This is a genomic window from Croceibacterium salegens, assembly GCF_009827435.1.
Lineage (GTDB): Bacteria > Pseudomonadota > Alphaproteobacteria > Sphingomonadales > Sphingomonadaceae > Croceibacterium_B > Croceibacterium_B salegens.
The window spans coordinates 103,935-125,774 of the sequence record NZ_WTYM01000052.1; the positions used below are offsets into that span (position 1 = coordinate 103,935).

Sequence of the window (21,840 nt, forward strand, 5' to 3'; positions counted from 1 at the left end):
GAACAGCGGTCTGACAGCGGGGAAAACGATTTGTTGACTCAGATAGGACCGCGAGTCGGACGGCCATTCGCCCCCTGTTCAAGCCGGAAGAAATCCGGCAGGGCGCGCCAATCCCCGCTATCCACAGGACCAACAGAGTCCAACAAACCTTCTTAAAGACTCTAATTATTTGGATTGGACCTTACCGAGATGCCCGGCTTGCTCCTCGATACCCTGCGCGGAAAGGTGTCCGAACGGCGCCCGGTCTGGCTCATGCGCCAGGCGGGGCGATATCTGCCCGAGTACCGCGCGCTGAGGGCGGAGAAGGGCGGGTTCCTCGAACTGGCGACCGATCCGGAGTTCGCCGCCGAGGTGACCCTGCAGCCGGTGCGGCGCTTCGGGATGGACGGGGCGATCCTGTTTTCGGACATCCTCATGGTGCCCTGGGCCATGGGGCAGGACCTGTCGTTCGGCCCGGGGGAGGGCCCGCGACTGGCGCCGCCGCTTGTCGATCAAGCGCTTGATACGCTGTGTTCGGTGCCGGAACGGCTCGATCCGGTGTATGAGACGGTGCGCCTTGTGCGCGAACGTCTCGATCCCGGTGTCACGCTGCTGGGTTTTGCCGGAAGCCCGTGGACGGTCGCCACCTACATGGTCGCGGGACAGGGCTCGAAGGACCATCACGAGGCGCGCCTGTTCGCCTATCGCGACCCGGTGGCGTTTGGCGCGATCGTCGACGCTATCGTCGCAGTGACGGTCGAGTACCTGTGCCGCCAGATCGAGGCCGGGGCCGAGGCGGTGCAGCTGTTCGATTCCTGGGCCGGCAGCCTCGCCCCCGACCAGTTCGAGCGCTGGGTGGTCGCGCCCAACGCCGCAATCGCCGACGCGGTGCGTTCGCGCCATCCACAAGTGCCGATCATCGGCTTTCCCAAGGGGGCCGGATCGAAGCTGGCGAGTTATGCCCGCGAAACCGCGGTCGATGCGGTCGGCCTCGACGAGACGCTCGACCCGGTCTGGGCGGCGCGCGAACTGCCCGAAGGCCTCCCGGTGCAGGGCAATCTCGACCCGCTTCTGCTGCTCGCCGGCGGCGCCGCGCTCGAACAGCGGGTCCGCTACATCCTCGAAGCCCTTGCCGGCCGCCCCCACGTCTTCAACCTCGGCCACGGCATCGACAAGGAAACGCCGATCGAAAATGTCGAACGTTTGCTCGAAATCGTACGAGGTTAAGGGGTGACGCGCGCCTCGCATCCGCCTACATCGCGCCCATGCAGGATGTTCTCGCGATGACCTACCTGTGGCTCAAGGCCGGTCATATCATCTTCGTGATCTTCTGGATGGCCGGCCTGTTCATGCTGCCGCGCTATTTCGTCTACCACCAGGAAGCGCCCGAGGGATCGCCCGAGGCGGCCGAATGGGCCAATCGCGAGCGCAAGCTGCTCAAGATCATCCTCACGCCCTCGATCATCGCGGTCTGGGTGTTCGGCCTCGCGCTCGCCGCCTCGCTCCACGCGTGGGACCAGGGCTGGCTGCACGCCAAGCTGCTGCTGGTGCTGGCGCTGTCGGGATATCACGGCTGGCTGGCGAGCTATGCGAAGAAGCTGGCGCGGGGCGAACGCCCGCTCGAGGGCCGGACCTTGCGCATGCTCAACGAGGTTCCGGGCGTGGCCGCGGCGATCATCGTCGTGCTCGTCGTGGTCAAGCCGTTCTGACGATTTGCGGCGAGCCGTGCCTGCGCTCGCACCGATTGCGAATTGACGGGCTGGCCCGCGCAACCTATTTCACCGATACCGGCAGAGGCCGCCGTCCCGCGCGGCCAGGTCAGCTTTCCCCAAGCCCATGACGACTTGCCGGCACCCAATCGAATTATCTGGAATTTTTACCCATGCATCTGAAAGAACTGAAAAAAAGGGCGCCGGCGGAACTCGTCGCAATGGCCGAGGAATACGACGTCGAGGGCGCCAGCACCATGCGCCGGCAGGATCTCATGTTCGCGATCCTCAAGGAAGTGGCCGAAGACGGCGAAGAAATCATCGGCCAGGGCACGATCGAAGTGCTGCAGGACGGCTTCGGCTTCCTCCGCAGCCCCGAGGCGAACTACCTCGCCGGCCCCGACGATATCTACGTTTCGCCCAACCAGGTCCGCAAATGGGGCCTGCGCACCGGCGACACGGTCGAAGGCGAGATCCGCGCTCCCAAGGACGGAGAGCGCTATTTTGCCCTCACGAAGCTCCTGAGCGTCAATTACGACGATCCCGAGGCCGTGCGCCACCGGACCAACTTCGATAACCTGACGCCGCTCTATCCGGACGAGAGGCTGGTCCTCGACACCGTCGACCCGACGGTGAAGGACAAGTCGGCCCGCGTCATCGATCTCATCAGCCCGCAGGGCAAGGGCCAGCGCGCCCTGATCGTCGCCCCGCCGCGCACTGGCAAGACGGTGCTGCTGCAGAACATGGCCAAGGCGATCACCGACAACCATCCGGAAGTCTTCCTGATCGTCCTGCTCGTCGACGAGCGGCCCGAGGAAGTCACCGACATGCAGCGTTCGGTGAAGGGCGAGGTCATCTCCTCGACCTTCGACGAACCCGCCAGCCGCCACGTCCAGGTCGCCGAAATGGTCATCGAGAAGGCTAAGCGCCTCGTCGAGCACAAGAAGGACGTGGTGATCCTGCTCGACTCGATCACCCGCCTCGGCCGCGCCTACAACACCGTGGTGCCGAGCTCGGGCAAGGTCCTGACCGGCGGTGTCGACGCCAACGCCCTGCAGCGCCCCAAGCGGTTCTTCGGTGCCGCGCGCAACATCGAGGAGGGCGGATCGCTGTCGATCATCGCCACCGCGCTGATCGATACCGGCAGCCGCATGGACGAGGTCATCTTCGAAGAGTTCAAGGGCACCGGTAACTCGGAAATCGTCCTCGACCGCAAGGTCGCCGACAAGCGCATCTTCCCGGCGCTCGACGTCGGCAAGTCCGGCACTCGCAAGGAAGAGCTGCTGGTCCCCAAGGAACAGCTCAGCAAGATGTGGGTCCTGCGCCGCATCCTGATGCAGATGGGCACCATCGATTCGATGGAATTCCTCCTCGACAAGATGAAGGATTCCAAGACCAACGAAGACTTCTTCGCGACGATGAACCAGTAAGGGTCGGCGGGCCTAATGCCCGCTTTCCCGCTCGATCAGTTCCTCCGGGTCGGGCGTGTCGAACAGGTAGACGGGCGCGGATTTCCGCGTCCGTTTGCGTTCGACGATCGGGTCGTAGGCCGCGTCGCCCCTGCCGCTCTCGTTGAGGTGCAGCTCGCGGGTGATCATTCGCCCGGTGAGCAGGTTCCAACTGAGCTCGAAGCCGTCGTGGGCGTAGGTCCTGCTGTAAAGCGTCGCGTCGATCCCGATCAGGCCCATACGCAGGTTGTCGGAATCGTAGCGGTACCTCCGGGTCGAGGCGACGGCCGTGGTCCCCTCGGTCAGGTCTTCGAATATGAGGACACCCTTGGCGAAGCTGAGGGTGCCGGGGCCGAGCGGCGTGGTTTCGAGTGGGAGATACTCGGTCGCCGCGCCTGTCACGCTCACGTAGAGAGCGCGCTTTTCGTCATTCCCGGCGATGTAGGCGATGTCGGCAATCCCGTCGCCGTCGAAGTCGGCATCGAGCCGGGCGTCGAGCGTTTCGTCCTCCGCCTGGACGGGTTCGGCAGCTCTCGCGCCGGACGCCAGCAACACCGGCAGGAGGAGCAGGATGAACAAGCGCATCGCTTGCAGCATAATGTCCTGTCGGCCCGCTGGCGAGACGGTCAGCTGGCGCGAAAGCTGTCTGCGCTGGCGGCGTCCCAGTAGCGGGCGTAGTGCGTCTCTCCCGGATCCGAAAGCAATATGCCCTCGGACAGGAATCCGTAGATACGGTCGACCGGGTCGGCACGTGCGCTGTTGGTGCGCTCGTTGATGTGGGCCGGCGTGATCTGCCACGGGGTCTCGAGTCCCATGGCGACGACGATCTCGCGCAGGGCGCGCAGGGTCTGGCGCTGGAACCGCGCGACGCGTTCGGCCTTGTCGGGGACCACCAGTCCGCGCTGGCGGGTGGCGTCCTGAGTGGCGATACCGGTCGGGCAGGTATCCTCGTGGCAGCGCATCGACTGCACGCAGCCGAGCGCGAACATCATCGCCCGCGCGGAATTGCACCAGTCGGCGCCGAGGCCGATGTTCATTGCGAGGCCCGCGCCGGAATGGACCTTGCCCGAGGCGCCGAGCTTGATCTCGTCCTTCAGCCCGCAGCCGACGAGCGCGTTGCGGACGAGAATCAGGCCTTCGCGCAGCGGCATCCCGACCCGGTTCGAAAGTTCCACCGGCGCCGCGCCGGTGCCACCCTCGGCCCCGTCCACGACGATGTAGTCGAGCCGGATTCCCGTCTTCAGCATGGCCTTCATCACCGCGAAGACCTCGTGTGGCTGGCCGACGCAGAGCTTGATGCCGACCGGCTTTCCGCCCGACATTTCGCGCAGTTTGGCCGCCCATTCGAGCATCTCGATCGGGGTGGAAAAGGTCGAATGCGCCGCGGGCGAGACGCAGTCCTTGCCTTGCGGGACGCCGCGGGCCGCGGCGATCTCGGCGCTGACCTTGGCGCCGGGCAGAACGCCGCCGTGGCCGGGCTTGGCGCCCTGGCTGAGCTTGATCTCGACCATCCTGATCTGGTCGAGCTGCGCGGTGTCAGCGAACTTCCCCGCGTCGAACACGCCCTTCTCGTCGCAGCAGCCGAAGTAACCGCTGCCCAATTCCCAGACGAGATCGCCGCCGTACTCGCGGTGATGGCGCGAGAGCCCGCCTTCGCCGGTGTCGTGGTAGAAGTTGCCGAGCGCCGCGCCCTTGTTGAGCGCGCGAATCGCGTTGGCCGAAAGCGAACCGAAGCTCATCGCCGAGATGTTGAGCAAGGCGGCGGCGTAGGGCTTCGAACACTGCGAAGTCCCCACGTTCACGCGCCATTCCTTGGGCGCCTCCTCGTTCGGCACGATCGAGTGGGCGAGCCACTCGTATTCGTCCGAATAGACGTCGAGCTCGGTGCCGAAGGGGTGCGAGTCGAGTTCGCCCTTGGCGCGGGCATAGACCAGCGCGCGCTCGTCATGGTTGAAGGGCCGCCCCTCGAGGTCGGATTCGACGACATAGGCGCGCGCATAGGGCCGCAGGTCCTCCATCAGCCAGCGCACGCGGGAGAGCAGCGGGTAGTTGCGCCGCAGGGTGTGCTTGCGCTGGAAGAAGTCCCAGACCGCGGTCAGCAGCAAGGGCAGGGTGAGCACCAGGCCCCAGCGCCAGAACCCGCCGGCCCAGGCCAGTAAGACACTGAAAACAAACAGCACGACCGGCAGCGCGAAGCGCGCAGCGACGTTCGCCGATGCGTGCCAGCGCTTGACGTTGATCATGCGCCGAGGTGCTGGGCGAAGAACGCCGCGGTGCGCTCGTCGGCAAGATTCGCCGCCGCTTCGTTGCGTCGCTTGCCGAATTCGGTGGCGAATCCGTGATCGAGCCCGTCGTAGTCGTGCAGCGTGACCTTGGGATGGTCGTCGAGCCCTTCGTGCATGGCCTGTTGCACCTCGGGCGGGACGAACCCGTCGGCTGTCGGGATATGCAGCATCAGCGGATTGGCGATGGCGTGCTTCTCGCGCAGCAGCCCGTCGACGCCGACCGCGTAGTAGCCGACGCATGCGTCGGCATCGGTGCGTGCCGCGGTCATGAACGCGAGACGGCCGCCGAGGCAGTAGCCGACCGCGCCGACTTTCTCGCATCCGCCGGTGCTGCGCGCGTACCGGATCGTCGCTTCGATATCGCGGATGCCGGCGTTCTGGTCGAACTTGCCCATCAGGCCGAATGCCTGGTGCAACTCCGCCTCGATGTCCGGATCGAGTTCGACGCCCGGCTCTATGCGCCAGAACAAGTCGGGGGCGAGGGCGAGGTAGCCATCTTCTGCCAGCTTGTCGCACTTGCGACGGATCCCGGCGTTCACGCCGAAGATTTCCTGGATCACGATGATGGCGGCCTTGGGCGTGCCGGCAGGGCGGGCGAGGTAGCAATCGAAGGTGGCGTCGCCTTCGAGGGTGGAAATACCGACGGTCTCGCTCATATAGGATCCTCCCAGCGTGTGCCTGTCATACGCGAAACGGTATCGCGCGTTCCGGAGCAATCGTCACGCGCCAGGCGGAGTGAAGGTGATGAAAGTCCATATCGAAATTGATTGCTCGCCGGAAGAAGCACGCCAGTTCATGGGCCTGCCCGACGTCGAGAAGGCCAACACGGTTTACATCGACGCGATCACCAAGGCGATGAAGGGCGTTTCCAACACCGACCAGCTCGAAACCTACGCCAAGCAACTCGCGCCGATGGGCCAGATGGGTCTCAAGGTGTTCCAGAGCTTCATGGAAGGCGCCGCCAAGAACGGCACCGAGAAGAAGGCGGACGACTGAGTTCTGCCGGGGGCGGCCATGGACACCATTTTCGCGCTTTCCAGCGGGGCTCCGCCCGCGGCGATCGCCGTGGTGCGGATCAGCGGGCCCAAGGCCGGACTGGCGCTGGAGAGGCTCGTCGGCAAGATTCCAGCCCCGCGGCAAGCCAAACTGGGGCGATTGCGCGATTCCGCCGGCGCCTTGCTCGATGAGGCGCTGGTGCTGTGGTTTCCCGGCCCGAAATCGGAAACCGGCGAGGATTGCGCCGAACTGCAGCTCCACGGCGGGCGTGCGGTGGTCGAGGCGGTCTGCGCCGAGCTGGCGACGATCGAGGGTCTGCGCCACGCCCGTCCTGGCGAATTCACCCGCCGCGCCTTTGCCAACGGGCAGATCGACCTCCTGCAGGTCGAAGGTCTGGCCGATCTCGTCATGGCCGAGACCGAGATGCAGCGCCGCGCGGCGGTCGGCGCTGCGGGTGGCTCGCTCTCGCGCGACGTGGAGGGGTGGCTTTCCCGGGTCCTGACGTTGTCGGCGCAGGTCGAGGCAGCGCTGGACTTCGACGACGAGGACGATGTCGGCGGTCTCGGACCAGAGTTCGAGAGCGATATCAATGACCTGGCCGAAGACCTGCACGATGCCCTGGCCGCGCCGCAGGCGGAAATGCTCCGCGAGGGCTACCGGGTGGCGCTCGCCGGCCCGCCGAATGCTGGTAAATCCACGCTTTTCAATCGCTTGCTTGAGGAGGAGGCGGCCATCGTTTCCCCGGCGGCGGGAACCACGCGCGATGTGCTGGTGCGCAATATTGCACTGGGCGGTGTCCCTTTCACCCTCGTCGACATGGCGGGCCTGCGCGAGGGGACCGGCGATGTGATCGAGGCCATGGGCATCGGCCGGGCCCGTGACGAACTGGAGCGCGCCGACCTGGTCCTGTGGCTCGGTCCGGAGGGCGAGGGCCCCGACGGCGCGTGGGAAATCGAGGCGCAGGTCGATCTTCCCGGCCACGAAACCAAGACGTCACCCGATTTCCGCCTTTCCGCCGTGTCCGGCGAGGGGATTGCCGACTTGTGGCAGTCGCTCGTTGCCGAGGCGCGGAGCGTCATGGGTGGGTTGGGCAGGACCACGCTCGCCCGCCGCCAGCGTGAACTGATTACCGAGGCAACCGAGGCGCTTTCGGCCTGCGAGGCGGGAGGAGACCTGCTGGTTGCCGCGGAACACTTGCGCCTGGCCCGCTCGGCCTTCGACCGCCTGACCGGTCGTGCGGCGACCGAGGACATGCTCGACGCGCTGTTCGGCCGGTTCTGCATCGGTAAGTAGGTGTTTCACGTGAAACACCGAGTTGTTTTGACCGAAGCGAGCGAGGGGATTATCGGCGACCCGTAATGCGCAGCTATGACGTCATCGTTGTCGGCGGAGGTCACGCCGGGTGTGAAGCCGCTGCGGTGGCGGCGCGCATGGGCGCGCGCACGGCGCTGGTGACCTTCGATCCGGAGACGGTCGGGGCGATGAGCTGCAACCCCGCGATTGGCGGACTCGGCAAGGGCCACCTCGTGCGCGAGGTGGATGCCTTCGACGGGCTGATCGGCCGCGCTGCCGATGCCGCGGCGATTCACTACCGCATGCTCAACCGGTCGAAGGGCTCGGCGGTCTGGGGCCCGAGGGTGCAGGCCGACCGCAAGCTGTTCAAGGCAGCGATCCAGGCGATGCTGGCGGCGCAGGACAACCTCGACATCGTGGCGGGCGAGGGCGAGGACCTCGAGATCGCGAGTGGCCGGGTGGCTGGTCTGCGGATGGCTGATGGCAGCTTGCTGGAAGCTCCCGCGGTCGTTCTGTGCACCGGCACCTTCCTCGGAGGGCGGCTGTTCCGCGGCGAGGAACGGTTCGACGGCGGCCGTATCGGCGAGAATGCCGCGCACCGCCTTGCCGACCGTTTGCGCGAGGCGGCGCTGCCGCTGGCGCGGCTCAAGACGGGTACGCCGCCGCGGCTCAATGGGCGGACAATCGACTGGGCGAACCTCGAACGGCAGGGATCCGACGAGGAGCCGTGGACCATGTCGCTGTTGACCGGACGGCGGGTGAATCCCCAGGTCTTCTGCGCCATCACCCGTACCAACGAGCGCAGTCACGACATCATCCGCGCCAACTTGCACCGCTCGCCGCTGTTTACCGGCGCGATTGGCGCTGCCGGGCCGCGCTATTGCCCCTCGATCGAGGATAAGATCCACCGTTTCGCCGACCGCGACGGGCACCAGGTCTTCATCGAGCCCGAGGGACTGGCGAGTCACCTCGTCTATCCCAACGGGATCAGCACCTCGTTGCCCACCGATGTGCAACTCGACATGCTCCGGACCATGGCCGGCCTGGAGCAGGTCGAGATGGCCGTTCCGGGCTACGCGGTGGAATACGACCATATCGACCCGCGCAGTCTCACCGCCGGGCTGGAAATGCGTTCGATTCCCGGACTCTATTGCGCCGGGCAAATCAACGGCACCACGGGCTACGAGGAAGCCGCGGCACAGGGCCTGGTGGCCGGAATGCATGCTGCCGCGGCGATGCTGGGGCGCGAGCCAGCGGCGCTCGACCGTAGCAACAGCTACATGGCGGTGATGGTCGACGATCTTACCTTGCACGGGGTCAGCGAACCCTACCGCATGCTCACCGCGAGGGCGGAATACCGCCTGCGCCTGCGCGCCAACAACGCCTCGACCCGGCTCACGCCGCTTGCGGTGGCTGCCGGGTGTGTCGGCGCCGATCGATGCGACTGGTTCGAGCGACGCGCCGTCGAGGCGGAACGGTGGCAGCAAATGCTGGGGCAGGAACTATTAGCGCAGGAGCTCGCCGAGGGCGGATTGCCGGTCAAGCGCGACGGAGGTCGCCGTTCGATCGCCGACTGGCTGCGTTTCGACCTCGATCTGGCCGACCTGCGCCCGTGGCTCGATGCCGATCTAGATCCCGCAAGCGAGCTTGCCTCGGAGGTCGAGGAGGATGCGCGTTATGCGCCCTATCTCGCCCGGCAGGCCGCGGAATTGCGCGATATGCGGGCGAACGGCGCCGTGCTCCTCGGGCAGGATTTTCCCTATGCCACCATCCCCGGGCTGTCCCGCGAGATGGTCGAACGCCTGTCCGCATCAAGGCCGCTGACGCTCGCCGATGCCGAACGGGTGCGAGGAATTACCCCCGCGGCACTGGCGGCAATCCTTGTACACGCCCGGAGGCTCGGCGAGGCGGCATGATCCTGAGCAACGAAGAAGAAGCGCGGGCCTACTGTGCAAGGTTCACCGACGCTGCGGGGCTTGCCCGCCTCGAGCGGCTTGCCGAACTACTCCTCGCGGAAAACCGCGTCCAGAACCTCATTGCCCGCAACAGCGAGGAATTCCTCTGGGTGCGACACATCGCCGACAGCGCTCAGCTCCTGGCGCATGTTTCACGTGGAACATCGCCCTGGCTCGACCTCGGGACGGGAGCGGGGCCGCCCGGACTAGTCATCGCGGCGATGTGCCCGGACTTGACCTGCGTCCTCGTCGAATCGCGCAAGAAGCGCGCGGAATGGCTCGCACGCGCCGCCGCCGAGCTGGGACTGCCCAATTGTCGAGTCGAAGCGCGCAAACTGGAAAGTGTCGAAAGCTTTTCCGCCGCCGCAATCTCCGCGCGCGCCTTCGCACCACTGCCCAAATTGCTCGACTTGTCCTCCCGGTTTTCCACACGGGACACCGTATGGCTGTTGCCGAAAGGGCGTTCGGCAGGGCAGGAAGTGCAGGACCTGCCCGCAAGGACCGCCCAAATGTTCCACGTGGAACACTCGGTCACCGATCCGCAGGCGGGCATACTCGTAGGCAAAGGCAGGCCCGAACAGGCATGATACGGATAGCGATCGCGAACCAGAAGGGCGGGGTGGGCAAGACCACCACTGCCATCAACATCGCTACGGCCATGGCCGCAACCGGCTGGCGGACGCTTCTCGTCGACCTTGATCCGCAGGGCAACGCTTCGACCGGTCTCGGAGTCGCCAGCTCCGAACGCACGCGCACGACTTACGACCTTCTGGTCGAGGACGTCTCGGTCGACGATTGCACGATTGCCACATCGATTCCCAATCTCGACATCGTTCCCTCGACCGTGGATCTCAGCGGGGCCGAGCTGGAGCTGGTTGCCGAGGAAGACCGGGCGACGCGCCTTCGCGATGCCCTTGCCAGGCATAAGGGCCACGAAGTGTGCTTCATTGACTGCCCGCCGTCGCTTGGGCTGCTGACGCTCAACGCCCTTACTGCGGCCGATACCTTGATGGTTCCGCTGCAGTGCGAATTTTTCGCGCTGGAGGGACTTAGCCAGCTTCTTCAAACAGTTGAGCGGGTGCAGGGTCGGTTTAACCCCGATCTTGGCATCGTCGGAATCGTCCTGACCATGTTCGATCGCCGCAACCGCCTGACCGACCAGGTTTCCGAAGACGTGCGCGAGTGCCTCGGCAACCTCGTGTTCGATTCGGTCATCCCGCGCAACGTGCGGCTCTCGGAGGCGCCGAGCCATGGCCTTCCCGCCCTGGTCTACGACCACGCCTGTGCCGGGAGTCGGGCCTACATGGCGCTGGCGCGCGAACTGATCGGCCGCTTGCCCAAGGAAAGGATGGCCGCATGAACGCCAACGACGACATCGCCGCGGCCAAGGCGGGCCCGCGCCGCAAGCTCGGCAAGGGCCTCGGCGCGCTGCTCGGCGAAGCCCGGCGCGAAGAGCCGCTGGTGCGGATCAATCCCTACGCCGTGACGGATGAAGGCGACGAAACCGAGAGAACTCAGGGAGACAACCGGTCCGCCGATGGTCTCTCCATGCTCGCAGTCGGGGCTATCGAGCCGCATCCGGAGCAGCCGCGCAGGCGATTCGATGAGGCTGCGCTGGCTGAACTCGCCCAGTCGATCGCCGCGCGCGGCGTAATCCAGCCGGTCATCGTCCGCCCGCTCGCCGGCGGACGCTACCAGCTGGTCGCGGGCGAGCGTCGCTGGCGCGCCGCCCAGAAGGCGCAAGTACATGAAATTCCAGCCATTATTCGCGATCTCGAAGAGCGCGAGGTCATGGCGCTGGCGCTCATCGAGAACATCCAGCGCGAAGATCTCAACCCCGTCGAAGAGGCGCGCGCTTACCAACGCCTGTCGGACCAGGAAGGGATGACCCAGGCCGAGATCGCCAAGCTGGTCGAAAAGTCGCGCAGCCACGTCGCCAACCTGCAGCGGCTGTTGCAACTGCCCGATCCGGTGCTCGACCACGTCGAGGCCGGGCGGCTCGACATGGGTCACGCCCGCGCCCTGATCGGCGTCGAGAATGCCCGGGAGCTGGCCGAACGCGCGGTTTCCGAAGGGCTTTCGGTGCGCGACGTCGAGAAACTGGCCCGCGGTGCCAAGGGCGGTGGCACGCAGCGCAAGGCGCGCGAGCCGCGCGATCCGGCCAAGGACGCCGATATCGCCGCGGTCCAGAACCATCTCGAGGAGTTTCTGGGCCTCAACGTGCGAATCGCGACCGATTCGGATCCGCGCTCGGGCGCGGTAACCATTCGTTACCGCACGCTCGACCAGCTCGACCTCATTTGTCAGCGTCTAACGGGCGCTTCTATCTAGGCAAGTGGCCTTTCACGCGGATTCCGTTAAGGAAAAACGCGTAACCGTTAACCACGCATACCAACCAAGACGGAACGAAACCGGGCGTATCAGCGCCAACTGAACGGGCCGGGGAGATCTCGCGTGTCGTTCTGCGGGCAAAAGGGTGCCTGTTCGTTCGAGTATTCCTTGGAAGGGACCACATATGAGCAAGATTCTTCGTTACGCCGCTGCTGGCGTTGCCATGGCGTCGCTCGGCGTTGCCTCGGCTGCCAATGCTGCGACCACCGATTCGGCCGACGTTACGGCCACCATTCTCACCGCGCTGTCGGTTGACGTCGATCCGGCCGCCGACACGCTGAACTTCGGCACGATCGCCGACGGCGGCATCACGGCTAACCAGACGATCACCGTCAGCACCGCCGGTGTCCGCGGCGCCTGCCCGACCGGCCTGATCTGCGGCGGCACCACGGCGGCTCCGAAGTTCAACGTCACCGGCCTCGGCGGACTCGCGGTCAACGTTTCGTTCGTGAACACATCGGAAACGCTGAGCTACGACACCGTCGCCAACGGCGGCGCTGCTCCGGCCGGCTTCAACTCGACGATGACCGTAAACAACTTCCAGACCGATGCGCTCAACGGCGCGGTGACCAACCAGCTCCTGCTCTCCGCAGGCGGCACCGGTTCGTTCAACGTCGGCGGAAGCCTCATCGTGCAGCCGAACATGGCTCCGGGCGTCTACAGCGGCACCCTGACCGTTTCAGTCGCGTACAACTGATCGAACGCCCGGCGGTCAACCTGGTCGCCGGCGAACAGAAAGCCGCCCTCGCGCATCGTCGCGGGGGCGGTTTTGCTTTGCCGGAAGGCATAGAGTTTACGGCGAATTAACCTTGTTCGCTTAGGGTGGAAGGCGAAAATTACGGGAAACCGCTTAGGGCGTTTCCCCGAGGGAGACCGAGCCGATGCGCCCCGCCGCGAAACCTTTCCGCATATATTTCAAGACCTCGGTTGCCGCGCTGGCTGCGATCGCGACGATCGCCCCGCTGCCGGTCTCGGCCCAGGGCGACCTGCTAATTGCCCCGACCCGCCTGGTGCTCGATGGCCGCCGTGGGGGCGAGGTGATCCTCAACAACATGGGCAACGACGAAGCGACCTACCGCATCACGCTCGAGCTGCGCCGGATGGACGAGGACGGCAATCTCGTGCCCGTCGCCGAAAGCGAAGAGACCGCATCGGAAAAGGCCGCGCTCGAAATGATCCGCTATGCCCCGCGCCGCGTGACGCTGCCGCCGGACCAGCCGCAATCGGTCCGGATCAGCGCTCGCCCGGGCGCCGACCTGCCGGATGGTGAGTATCGCGTCCACATGTCGTTTGCAGCGCTTCCCAAGGTCGATTCGGTGGCCGATCAGGAGGCTAGTGCCGGAGACGGGATCTCGATCAAGCTCACGCCGATCTACGGCATCGTCATGCCGATCATCATCCGCAAGGGCGAGCTGAAGGTCACCGCCGGCCTCGCCAACCCGCGAATCCTGCACACCGCGCAGGGCGACGCCTTCGCCATCGACATGGAGCGCAACGGGACCTCGTCAATATACGGGGACCTGCTGGTCTACCCGCAGGGCGCCAGCGAGCCGGTGTTCGTCGCCCGCGGGCTCGGCGTCTATCCGGAGATCAACGAGCGCCACGCGATGTTCGGCATCTCGCCCGAGCAGAGCGCCGCGCTGAAGGGCCCCGTGCGGGTCGAATTCCGCGATTCGGTCGAAAACGGCGGCGGCCTGATCGCCTCAGTCGACGCGGTGCTCGGCTAGGGGGCGGTCCGCCAGCGGACAGGGGCCATGCGGCATTTCCGGACCTCGACGAGGAAGGCTTTCGCGCTTTGCGCGGCGGCCTTCCTCGCGTCCGGCGTCCCGTCAACGGCGCAGGCGCAATCCGCTGCCGCCACGCCGCCGACCGACGAAGACTTCGTCCTGCTCCAGCTTCAGGTGAAGAAATACAACCTGCGCAACGAGTTGCGTGGTTACCAGACGAATAACGGGGTCTGCGTCGACCTCGCCGACATGATCCTCGCCCTCGACCTCCCGGTCCGGCTCGACAAAAAGTCGCGCCGCGCGACCGGCTGGTTGTTCCGGGAGGATCAGACCTTCACGATCGACCGGGACAAAAATGCGGTACAAATCGTGAACACAGAACGAAAGCTGCTCCCGGGCGAGATCTACGACATGCCCGAGGGCTGGTGCGTCGACGTGAAGTCGCTTGGCGGCTGGCTCGGCGCCACGCTCACGCCCAACCTCTACCAGTCGGTGCTCAAGCTTGACAGCGAGCAACCGCTGCCGTTCATCGAGGCGATCGAGCGCAAGAGTCGTGCCGCGCGACTTCGCGGTGATAAGTCCTTCGATCTCTCGGCCTATCCCCAGGCGGACACCCCCTACAAGACGTGGCGCGCCCCCTCGGTCGACGTGGTCGCGCGCTCCGGGGTGCGGAGCAACCAGGGCCAGACGCAACTCGACCTGCGCTACGAGCTGTTCGCCAGCGGCGAGGTCGCCAAGGTCAGCTACGATGCCCGACTCGCCTCGGACAACGCGGGTACGCCCGACACCCTGCGGGTCCGCGCCTATCGCAAGGATCCCAAGGGCGAGATGCTCGGGCCGCTCAAGGCGACGCATGTCGCTGCCGGCGACGTCGAGATGTTTTCAGGCGACCTCGCCGGTGCCGCGGGCATCGGCCGCGGCGCCTTCATCAGCAATCGCCCGCTGCAGCGCCCGACGCGGTTCGGCAGCACGGTGTTGCGCGGGGTCCTGCCGATCGGCTGGGACGCCGAGCTCTACCGCAACGGTCAGCTGCTCGCCTTCCAGAGCAATCGCGACGACGGGCGCTACGAATTCGAGGTCAACCTGGTTTACGGCCAGAACGACCTTGAGGTGATCCTCTACGGCCCGCAAGGGCAGGTCCGGCGCGAGACGCAGTCGATCCCGGTGGGCTACGGCGCCGTGGCGCCGGGCAAGCTCGAGTACTGGGCTGGCGTGATCCAGCGCAATCGCGACCTGATAAACTTCCACGATCCGCCAATGCGCCCCGAAACGGGCTGGCAATACGGATTCGGGACGCAATACGGCCTCGACAACTTCACGGTTGTCGGGGCGAACGGGCAATCGCTCGTGCTCAATGGAAAACGACGCCAGTACGCCGAACTCGACCTGCAGCGGACGCTCGGGAAAATGGTCCTCAACCTGTCTGCGGCCCAGGAATTGGGTCGCGGACGAGCCTATCGCGCCCAGGCGCTGGGCCGGTTCGGAAAGATCAACGTCCAGGCGCAGTCGTTCTTCATCGACGGCGGGTTCACCAGCGGCCTCGTGCAGGAAGACGACAAGGCGGCGCACAGCTTCCAGCTCGATACGGTGCTGGGCAGGGGCCGGCGCGTCTTCCCGCTCTCGGCCGGCTTCCAGCGCACCGCGAAGAGCAACGGCCAAAAGGTTAACGAATGGTTAGCACGCGCCTCGCTCGTGCTGCCCCGCCTCGCGCTGACCGGCATCCTCGTGCATCGACAGGTCTACGGCCCGCAGCTCCACGACGAGAGCACCTCGGTCGGGCTGCTCGCCAACACCCGGATCCTCGGGCTGACGGTGCGTGCCGACGGGAAGTACCGCATTGGCGGCTCGCGCAAGGGCTTCGAAAGCGCGCGCATGACGATCGAGAAGTCGCTCGACGAACGCTCCGACCTGCGGCTCGAGGCGGAATACGATGCGCGCCAGCGGGTCACCGAGTTCCAGGCCGGCTATGTGCGGCAGTTCGACAAGTTCTCGCTCAGCACCGCGGCGACGGCCGACACCAACGGCGCGCTCGGCGCCAATGTCGCGCTCAACTTCAGCTTCGGACCCGACCCGTTCGGCCGCGGCCTGCGCTTTTCGCAGAACAAGCTCGCCCGGCGTGGACAGGCCGCGGTTACCGTCTTCCTCGACGAGAACGGCGACGGGATCCGCTCGCCCGGCGAGGGAGCCCTGCCCGATGTCGGGGTCACCGCCGGCCAGTTCGGAGCCTCCGACCCGACCGACAAGGACGGCCGCACGATCGTCGAGAACCTCTCGCCCTACGAGCAGGTCCTGCTGGCGGTCGACGAATCGACCCTGCCCGATCCGTTCCTGATGCCGGTGAAGAAGGGCCTCGTGCTGACGCCGCGCGCCGGGGTTACCAGCGAGATCGAGCTTCCCGTCGCCCCGACCGGGGAGGTCGAGGGCGAAGTTCGCGGCCTCGAGGACACTCCGCGCGCCGGGGTCGAGCTCGAACTGGTCGACCAGGACGGCGATGTCGCGGCCACCACGATGACCGAGTTCGACGGGTTCTTCCTGTTCGAACGGGTGCCCTATGGCACCTATCGCCTGCGTCTCGGGGCGAGCAGCGCGAAGGCGCTGGGCACCGTGCGCGACCTCGGCCGGACGGCGATCCTGTCGCCCGATGCAACGCTGGTCGAGGTCGGCATCATGCGGCTGCAGGCGAGCACGATCGCCAGCCGCGACGACGAGCCGTCGGTCGGCGGCTCGCCTTGAGCGCGGCGCCTACTTGGTCGACTTGGTGTACTTCGTCGTCTTCGTCGCGGGCGCGGTACGCACGTACTTGGTCTGCGGCACGACGACCTTTTCCTCGACGATTTCCTCGGTCACGTACTGCGTCTCGCGGCGCGTGGGCGCAGAGTAGGTGTAGGTCGCCTGCGTCGCCACCGGCACCATCACGGTGACGTAGCCGGTGTAGCCGTAGCCATAGGGACCATAGGCCGGGCCGGGGCCGTAACCGCCGGTGTAGTTGTTGAGGTAGGCCTCGCACTCGTCGATATCGTCACGGTCGGACGCCGCGCCGATCGCCGAACCGATCGCCGCACCGAGCAGCCCGCCGACGCCGGCGCCGATCAGCGTCCCCCCGAGACGGCGGTGGCTCGAACCGTTGGTGACCTCATGGCCGGCGATGCCTCCGCCGATCGCGCCGAGCAGGCCGCCGATGAGGCCGCCGCTCTTCTTCTTCTCGCCGTAGTACCGCCGCCGGCAGTCGGCCAGCCAGGCCTCGCGCTGCTGGAGAGTGTAGCCGACCGTGGGCACGGGCGGCAGGCCGGTCTGCGCGGGATATTCGGCCGGGTATTGCGTCACGGGCGGTGCGTACTGCGGAGCGGGCTGCGGGTACTGCACCGCGCCGTAGCCGTACTGCCGAACCGGGCCGATTGCCTGGACCTGGCCCTCATACTGCCCCTGGTACTGGACTTGCGGCATCGGCGCGGCCGGATAGGTCTGAACGGGCATGACCGCCGGGGCCTGCTGCACGGGCGCCGGCTGGTAGACGACCGGCGGCGGAGGCGGCGGCAGCGTGTAGCTGTCCTGGGCCAGGGCAGGCGATGCCACCATGGCAAGACCGGAGGCGGCGAGGAGCAAAGAGGTGACGCGCTTCATGATTCCTTGTCCCCTGAATGAACGCGGTGTCGAATCCGCACGCGGCTGTGCCCGCGAATTAACCTGCCGGTTACCATCGCGAAGCGCGGCAAACCAAAGGGTTCGCCGCCCATGTCCCGAAACGGGTCGAGTCAGATGCGGGAAGCGAGAATCCCGGCGAGCGCCGTGAAGCCGGCGAGGTCGTCCTCGTCGAAGCGGCTGGTCCGCGGCGAATCGAGGTCGATCACCGCGATGACCGCGCCGTCGCGGATGACCGGCACGACCAGTTCCGACTGGCTCGCCGCATCGCAGGCGATATGCCCGGGGAAGGCGTGGACGTCGGCCACCAGCTGGCTCTCGCCGCTCTGCGCGGCAGTCCCGCACACGCCGCTGCCGAAGGGAATACGGATGCACGCCGGGCGGCCGCAGAACGGGCCGAGCACCAGTTCATCGCCGATGACGCGATAGAAACCGGCCCAGTTGAGCTCGGGCACCAGCTGCCATACCAGCGCGGCGACATTGGCCATGTTGGCCACCGCGTCGGGCTCCCCTGCCGTCAATGCGTCGGCGGCGGAGACGAGCTCGCGGTAGAATTCGGACTTGGGCTGGTCGAGGTCGGCGGTGAAATCGTACATGATGTCCGCCAGCTAGGCTTGCGGCGCCATTGCCGCAAGCCCGGCGCTGCCCTATCCAGCGGCCATGGCTATCCTGAAGAAAATCGGCATCGCCCTGCTGGTGCTGGTCCTCATCCTCGCCGTCGCCCTCTGGTGGGTGCTGCGCGGCAGTTCCGCGGATCTCAGCGTCGAGGCCGTGACCGGCGACGACCCTCAGCTGGCCGAGCCCGACCCGCAGACCGTGCCGACGGTCAAGGTGTTCACGCCGGTCGGCTGGCCCGACGGCGCTGCGCCCGAAGCGGCCGAGGGCATGGCGGTCACCCGCTTTGCCGAGGGGCTCGACCATCCGCGCGTGATCTACCCGCTGCCCAACGGCGATATCCTCGTTTCGGAGAGCAACGCGCCCGACCGCATCGTCGCGGGCGGCTGGCTGACCAACGTCGTTGCCGGCTTCCTGTTCAGCAAGGCCGGGGCCGCCGAACCTTCGCCCGACAAGCTCGTCCTGCTGCGCGACGCCGACGGCGACGGCAAGGCGGAGACGCGCGAAGTGCTGCGCGAGAACCTCGCCTCGCCCGGCGGCATGGCCTGGCAGGACGGCAAGCTCTACGTCGCCGACCACAACGCGCTGCTGCGTTTCGATTACCAGCTCGGCGACGCGGCGATTACCGGCGAGCCAGAGAAGCTGGTCGACCTGCCCCCGGCGGGCAACCACTGGATGCGCAACATCGTTCTCAGCCCCGACGGCAAGTCGCTTTACATAACCGTCGGTTCGGCCTCGAACATCGGCGAAAGCGGGATGAAGGCGGAGGAAAACCGCGCCGCCATCCACGAATACGACATCGCCAGCGGCGCGACGCGGCCCTTCGCGCTCGGCCTGCGCAATCCCAACGGCCTCGCCTGGAATCCATGGAGCGGAGAGCTGTGGACCACGGTGAACGAGCGCGACATGCTCGGCTCCGATCTCGTGCCCGACTACATGACCAACGTGCCGGTCGGCGCGCAGTACGGCTGGCCGTGGATCTACTGGGGCGACAAGTTCGACGACCGCGTGGAGGAGCCGATGCCGCAGTTCCTCGCCGAATACACCCGGCGGCCGGAGTTCGCGCTCGGCCCGCACGTCGCCGCACTCGGTCTCGCCTTCACCCGTGAGGGAAGCTTGATGGGCGCGGGATTCGACCACGGCGCCTTCATCGCCCGGCACGGATCGTGGAACCGCAAGCCGGCTTCGGGATACGATGTCGTTTACGTCGCCTTCGACGAACGCGGCAACCCGGTCGGCAAGCCGGTGCAGGTGCTCAAGAGTTTCCTCAGGAACGACGACGAGACCAACGGCCGCCCGACCTGGGTGGCGTGGGACAAGACCGGCGCGCTGCTGGTCAGCGACGATACCGCCGGCATCATCTGGAGGGTTAACCGGCCCGGCGCCGAGCCGGCCAGGGCGCAGGTGCGCAACACCGGCAAGCCGCTCCCACCGCAGCGCGAGCTGAAGGGCGATCCTTCGCGCGCCTTCGACGAGGAATAGCGATCAGATCCGCTGGCCGGCGCGCCCGGCCAGTTCGGTCACGTAGTGCCAGGCGACCCGGCCCGAGCGCGCGCCGCGCCGCTTGGCCCACTCGAGCGCTTCGCCTTCGTCCCACTTGAGCGCGTGCTCGTCGGCGTACCCGGCGACAATGGCGAGGTATTCGTCCTGCGAACAGGCGTGGAAGCCGAGCGAAAGGCCGAAACGGTCGGCGAGAGCAAGCCGGTCGTCGACCGCGTCGCGCGGATTGATCGGGTCGTCCTGCTCGCTCATTTCGCGCGGCACGATGGCGCGGCGGTTCGACGTGACGGCAAGGCGCACGTTGTCGGGGCGTGCCTCCACGCCGCCTTCAAGCCAGCTTCGCAAATGCCGGGGGCCGTGGGTGTCGCCCTCGGCGAACCCGAGATCGTCGATGAAGACGAGAAAGTTGCGCTCCTGTCCGGCCAGCTCGGCGAACAGCGCGGGCAGGGTGTCGAGCGAATCGGTCCCGGCCTGGACCAGCGCGATCCGGTCCGCCCCCTCGGCCTGCGCCGAGGCGATCGCGGAGCGGACCAGCGCCGACTTGCCCATGCCGCGCGCGCCCCATAGCAGCATGTCGTGCGCGGCGTGACCCCTGGCGAGGCGGGCGATGTTCTCGACCGCCGCGGCCTTCTGCCGGTCGATGCCCCTCAGCAGGGCGAGCGGCGGGGCATCGATCGCCGCGACCGGCTTGCCGGCCGTGCCGGTCCAGACATAGGCCGGGGCCGAGGTCCAGTCGGTCGTCTCGCGCGACTTTGCCTCGCCCAGTTCGGCGAGCAGGCGGCGTAGCAGGTCGGCTAGGTCGGTCATGCCGGCTGGTTCGGCCATCCGCGGCCCCGCGGTCAAGCGGCGATTGGTCTTGCCGCGTGGAGCGTATTGCCTAGACTTGCCGGTGGGAGAGGGGATTGAGACGATGAGCATCGCTTTGACCCGGCGTGGATTCGCCGGAGGGCTCGTGGGCATGGCCGGACTTGCGGCGGCGCCCGGCTGGGCCGCGCCGACCGTTTTTCCGACCGGCACCACGATCTTCGACCCGGCCAAGACGTGGAGCGGGTTCACCGTGCTCTCGCTGCTCGACACCCGCGCGGTGGTAGTGCTCGACATGAACGGGCGGACGGTCAAGCGCTGGGACGATTTCGACGTTTTCTCGGGCGGACCGGCGCGGGTCCTTCCGGGCGGTATCGTCGTTGCCCCGCAAGGGGCGGTGCAGGGCCATCTCGAAGCGAACGCGCTCGTCGCGCGCGACTTCGACGGCAAGGAACTGTGGCGGCGCGACGATACGACGACGATCGAGCGCGACGGCAAGGCCGTTCCGAGCGCACGCCAGCACCACGACTGGCAGCTCGATTCCTTTCCCGCCGGCTACTATTCGCCGGGCGTTGCGCCTTCGCTCGAGGGGTCGCGGAAGCTGCTGCTGACGCACGAAAGCGCCAAGAATCCGGCGATTGCCGATGTCATTCTCGACGACGACCGGCTCATCGTGCTCGGGCCGGACGGCAAGCTCGAATGGGAGTGGCAGGCGAGCAAGCACATTGACGCCCTCGGTTTCGGTGCGCCCGCCCGCGCCGCGATTCGCCGCCTGGCCGCGCGCGACAACTTCGACTGGTTCCACATCAACGCGGCGACATGGCTCGGGCCGAACAAGTGGTTCGATACGGGCGACGACCGGTTCGATCCGGGCAACGTCATCATCTCCAGCCGCGCCACCAGCATCATCGCCATCGTCAGGCCCAGCGGGGAGATCGCCTGGCAGATCGGGCCGGATTTCGGCGCCTCGCCCGAGCTCATGAAGATCGGGCAGATCATCGGCCAGCATCACGCGCACCTGATTCCCAAGGGGCTGCCCGGCGCGGGCAACCTGCTGGTGTTCGATAACGGCGGTTACAGCGGATACGGCGACGTGAGCGGCACTTCGGCGCGCGGGGATTCGATCTACCAGCGCGCCGGTTCGCGGGTGCTCGAGATCGATCCGGTCAGCCTCGAGCTGGTCTGGTCGTACAGCGCGCCGAACTTCTACAGCTTCAACATCAGCGGCGCGCAGCGCCTGCCCAACGGCAACACGCTGATAACCGAGGGTGCGCCGGGGCGGATCTTCGAGGTCACCGCCGAGAAGGACATCGTGTGGGAATTCATGAACCCGCCGGGCGAGGGGCCGCGTCATTCGAACACGGTCTATCGCGCCTACCGCATTCCCTACGGCTGGATGCCGCAAGTCGCGCCGCCGGCCGAAGTGCCGATCGTCGCGCCCGAAGGCGGGACCTTCCACGTGCCGGGAACGCCGGGCTAGCGCGGCCCGCCCGCGCGTT

20 protein-coding genes are annotated in these 21,840 nt (G+C 66.7%); 14 read left to right on the forward strand and 6 right to left on the reverse strand.

Annotated features, from left to right (window positions below):
* Positions 1-189 precede the first annotated feature (189 nt).
* The 3 genes from hemE (at position 190) to rho (ending at position 3,118) form a co-directional block, all read left to right on the forward strand.
* Positions 190-1,206, forward strand: a complete 1,017-nt coding sequence (hemE, locus tag GRI89_RS13185) for a uroporphyrinogen decarboxylase (RefSeq protein WP_159796430.1) — start codon at positions 190-192, stop codon at positions 1,204-1,206.
* 38 nt (positions 1,207-1,244) lie between these two features.
* A complete protein-coding gene (locus GRI89_RS13190) occupies positions 1,245-1,688 on the forward strand; it encodes a CopD family protein (RefSeq protein ID WP_159796433.1) in 444 nt (147 codons plus the stop codon).
* 173 nt (positions 1,689-1,861) lie between these two features.
* Positions 1,862-3,118, forward strand: a complete 1,257-nt coding sequence (rho, locus tag GRI89_RS13195; protein WP_159796436.1) for a transcription termination factor Rho — start codon at positions 1,862-1,864, stop codon at positions 3,116-3,118.
* A gap of 12 nt (positions 3,119-3,130) precedes the next feature.
* Here the strand turns inward: rho and GRI89_RS13200 are convergent, their stop codons facing one another.
* The 3 genes from GRI89_RS13200 to GRI89_RS13210 are packed head-to-tail and all read right to left on the reverse strand — an operon-like array spanning position 3,131 to position 6,077.
* The gene (locus GRI89_RS13200) at positions 3,131-3,721 is read right to left on the reverse strand and encodes a hypothetical protein (RefSeq protein WP_159796439.1); all 591 of its coding nucleotides are present in this window, start codon (positions 3,719-3,721) and stop codon (positions 3,131-3,133) included.
* 41 nt (positions 3,722-3,762) lie between these two features.
* Positions 3,763-5,379 (reverse strand): FMN-binding glutamate synthase family protein, encoded by a 1,617-nt coding sequence (locus GRI89_RS13205; protein WP_159796442.1) that lies wholly within the window; start codon positions 5,377-5,379, stop codon positions 3,763-3,765.
* Complete coding sequence (locus GRI89_RS13210) at positions 5,376-6,077, reverse strand: dienelactone hydrolase family protein (RefSeq protein ID WP_159796445.1); 702 nt, start codon at positions 6,075-6,077, stop codon at positions 5,376-5,378. The genes GRI89_RS13205 and GRI89_RS13210 overlap by 4 nt, the downstream gene beginning before the upstream one ends.
* 88 nt (positions 6,078-6,165) lie before the next feature.
* Here GRI89_RS13210 and GRI89_RS13215 point away from each other — a divergent pair, with 88 nt between their 5' ends.
* The 9 genes from GRI89_RS13215 (at position 6,166) to GRI89_RS13255 (ending at position 16,516) form a co-directional block, all read left to right on the forward strand.
* On the forward strand, positions 6,166-6,417 hold the full coding sequence (locus GRI89_RS13215) for a DUF6489 family protein (RefSeq protein ID WP_159796448.1): 252 nt from the start codon (positions 6,166-6,168) through the stop codon (positions 6,415-6,417).
* A gap of 18 nt (positions 6,418-6,435) precedes the next feature.
* The gene (gene mnmE / locus GRI89_RS13220) at positions 6,436-7,710 is read left to right on the forward strand and encodes a tRNA uridine-5-carboxymethylaminomethyl(34) synthesis GTPase MnmE (RefSeq protein WP_159796451.1); all 1,275 of its coding nucleotides are present in this window, start codon (positions 6,436-6,438) and stop codon (positions 7,708-7,710) included.
* 65 nt (positions 7,711-7,775) lie between these two features.
* Entirely contained in the window at positions 7,776-9,626 is a 1,851-nt protein-coding gene (mnmG, locus tag GRI89_RS13225) for a tRNA uridine-5-carboxymethylaminomethyl(34) synthesis enzyme MnmG (RefSeq protein WP_159796454.1), read from the forward strand.
* Positions 9,623-10,252, forward strand: a complete 630-nt coding sequence (gene rsmG / locus GRI89_RS13230; RefSeq protein ID WP_159796457.1) for a 16S rRNA (guanine(527)-N(7))-methyltransferase RsmG — start codon at positions 9,623-9,625, stop codon at positions 10,250-10,252. The genes mnmG and rsmG overlap by 4 nt, the downstream gene beginning before the upstream one ends.
* Positions 10,249-11,025 carry a ParA family protein gene (locus tag GRI89_RS13235; RefSeq protein ID WP_159796460.1) on the forward strand — a complete coding sequence of 259 codons (777 nt, stop codon included), beginning with the start codon at positions 10,249-10,251 and terminating at the stop codon, positions 11,023-11,025. Before rsmG ends, GRI89_RS13235 begins: the two co-directional genes overlap by 4 nt.
* Complete coding sequence (locus GRI89_RS13240; RefSeq protein WP_159796463.1) at positions 11,022-11,996, forward strand: ParB/RepB/Spo0J family partition protein; 975 nt, start codon at positions 11,022-11,024, stop codon at positions 11,994-11,996. Before GRI89_RS13235 ends, GRI89_RS13240 begins: the two co-directional genes overlap by 4 nt.
* Before the next feature lie 184 nt (positions 11,997-12,180).
* Positions 12,181-12,753: a DUF4402 domain-containing protein gene (locus GRI89_RS13245; RefSeq protein ID WP_159796466.1), complete on the forward strand. Its 573-nt coding sequence runs from the start codon at positions 12,181-12,183 to the stop codon at positions 12,751-12,753.
* A gap of 184 nt (positions 12,754-12,937) precedes the next feature.
* A complete protein-coding gene (locus GRI89_RS13250; protein WP_235913357.1) occupies positions 12,938-13,783 on the forward strand; it encodes a fimbrial biogenesis chaperone in 846 nt (281 codons plus the stop codon).
* A 27-nt stretch (positions 13,784-13,810) separates the two neighbouring features.
* Positions 13,811-16,516, forward strand: coding sequence for an MSCRAMM family protein (locus tag GRI89_RS13255; RefSeq protein WP_159796469.1), 2,706 nt, complete (start codon positions 13,811-13,813; stop codon positions 16,514-16,516).
* A gap of 9 nt (positions 16,517-16,525) precedes the next feature.
* Here the strand turns inward: GRI89_RS13255 and GRI89_RS13260 are convergent, their stop codons facing one another.
* Entirely contained in the window at positions 16,526-17,404 is an 879-nt protein-coding gene (locus GRI89_RS13260; RefSeq protein WP_159796471.1) for a hypothetical protein, read from the reverse strand.
* A 131-nt stretch (positions 17,405-17,535) separates the two neighbouring features.
* A complete protein-coding gene (locus GRI89_RS13265; protein ID WP_159796474.1) occupies positions 17,536-18,018 on the reverse strand; it encodes a GAF domain-containing protein in 483 nt (160 codons plus the stop codon).
* Positions 18,019-18,082: 64 nt separating this feature from the next.
* On the opposite strand from GRI89_RS13265, the gene GRI89_RS13270 reads away from it, so the two are divergent.
* The gene (locus GRI89_RS13270; protein ID WP_159796477.1) at positions 18,083-19,519 is read left to right on the forward strand and encodes a PQQ-dependent sugar dehydrogenase; all 1,437 of its coding nucleotides are present in this window, start codon (positions 18,083-18,085) and stop codon (positions 19,517-19,519) included.
* Positions 19,520-19,522: 3 nt separating this feature from the next.
* Here the strand turns inward: GRI89_RS13270 and GRI89_RS13275 are convergent, their stop codons facing one another.
* A complete protein-coding gene (locus GRI89_RS13275; protein ID WP_159796480.1) occupies positions 19,523-20,344 on the reverse strand; it encodes an ATP-binding protein in 822 nt (273 codons plus the stop codon).
* Positions 20,345-20,447: 103 nt separating this feature from the next.
* Here GRI89_RS13275 and GRI89_RS13280 point away from each other — a divergent pair, with 103 nt between their 5' ends.
* Entirely contained in the window at positions 20,448-21,821 is a 1,374-nt protein-coding gene (locus GRI89_RS13280) for an aryl-sulfate sulfotransferase (RefSeq protein ID WP_159796482.1), read from the forward strand.
* Positions 21,822-21,840 lie beyond the last annotated feature (19 nt).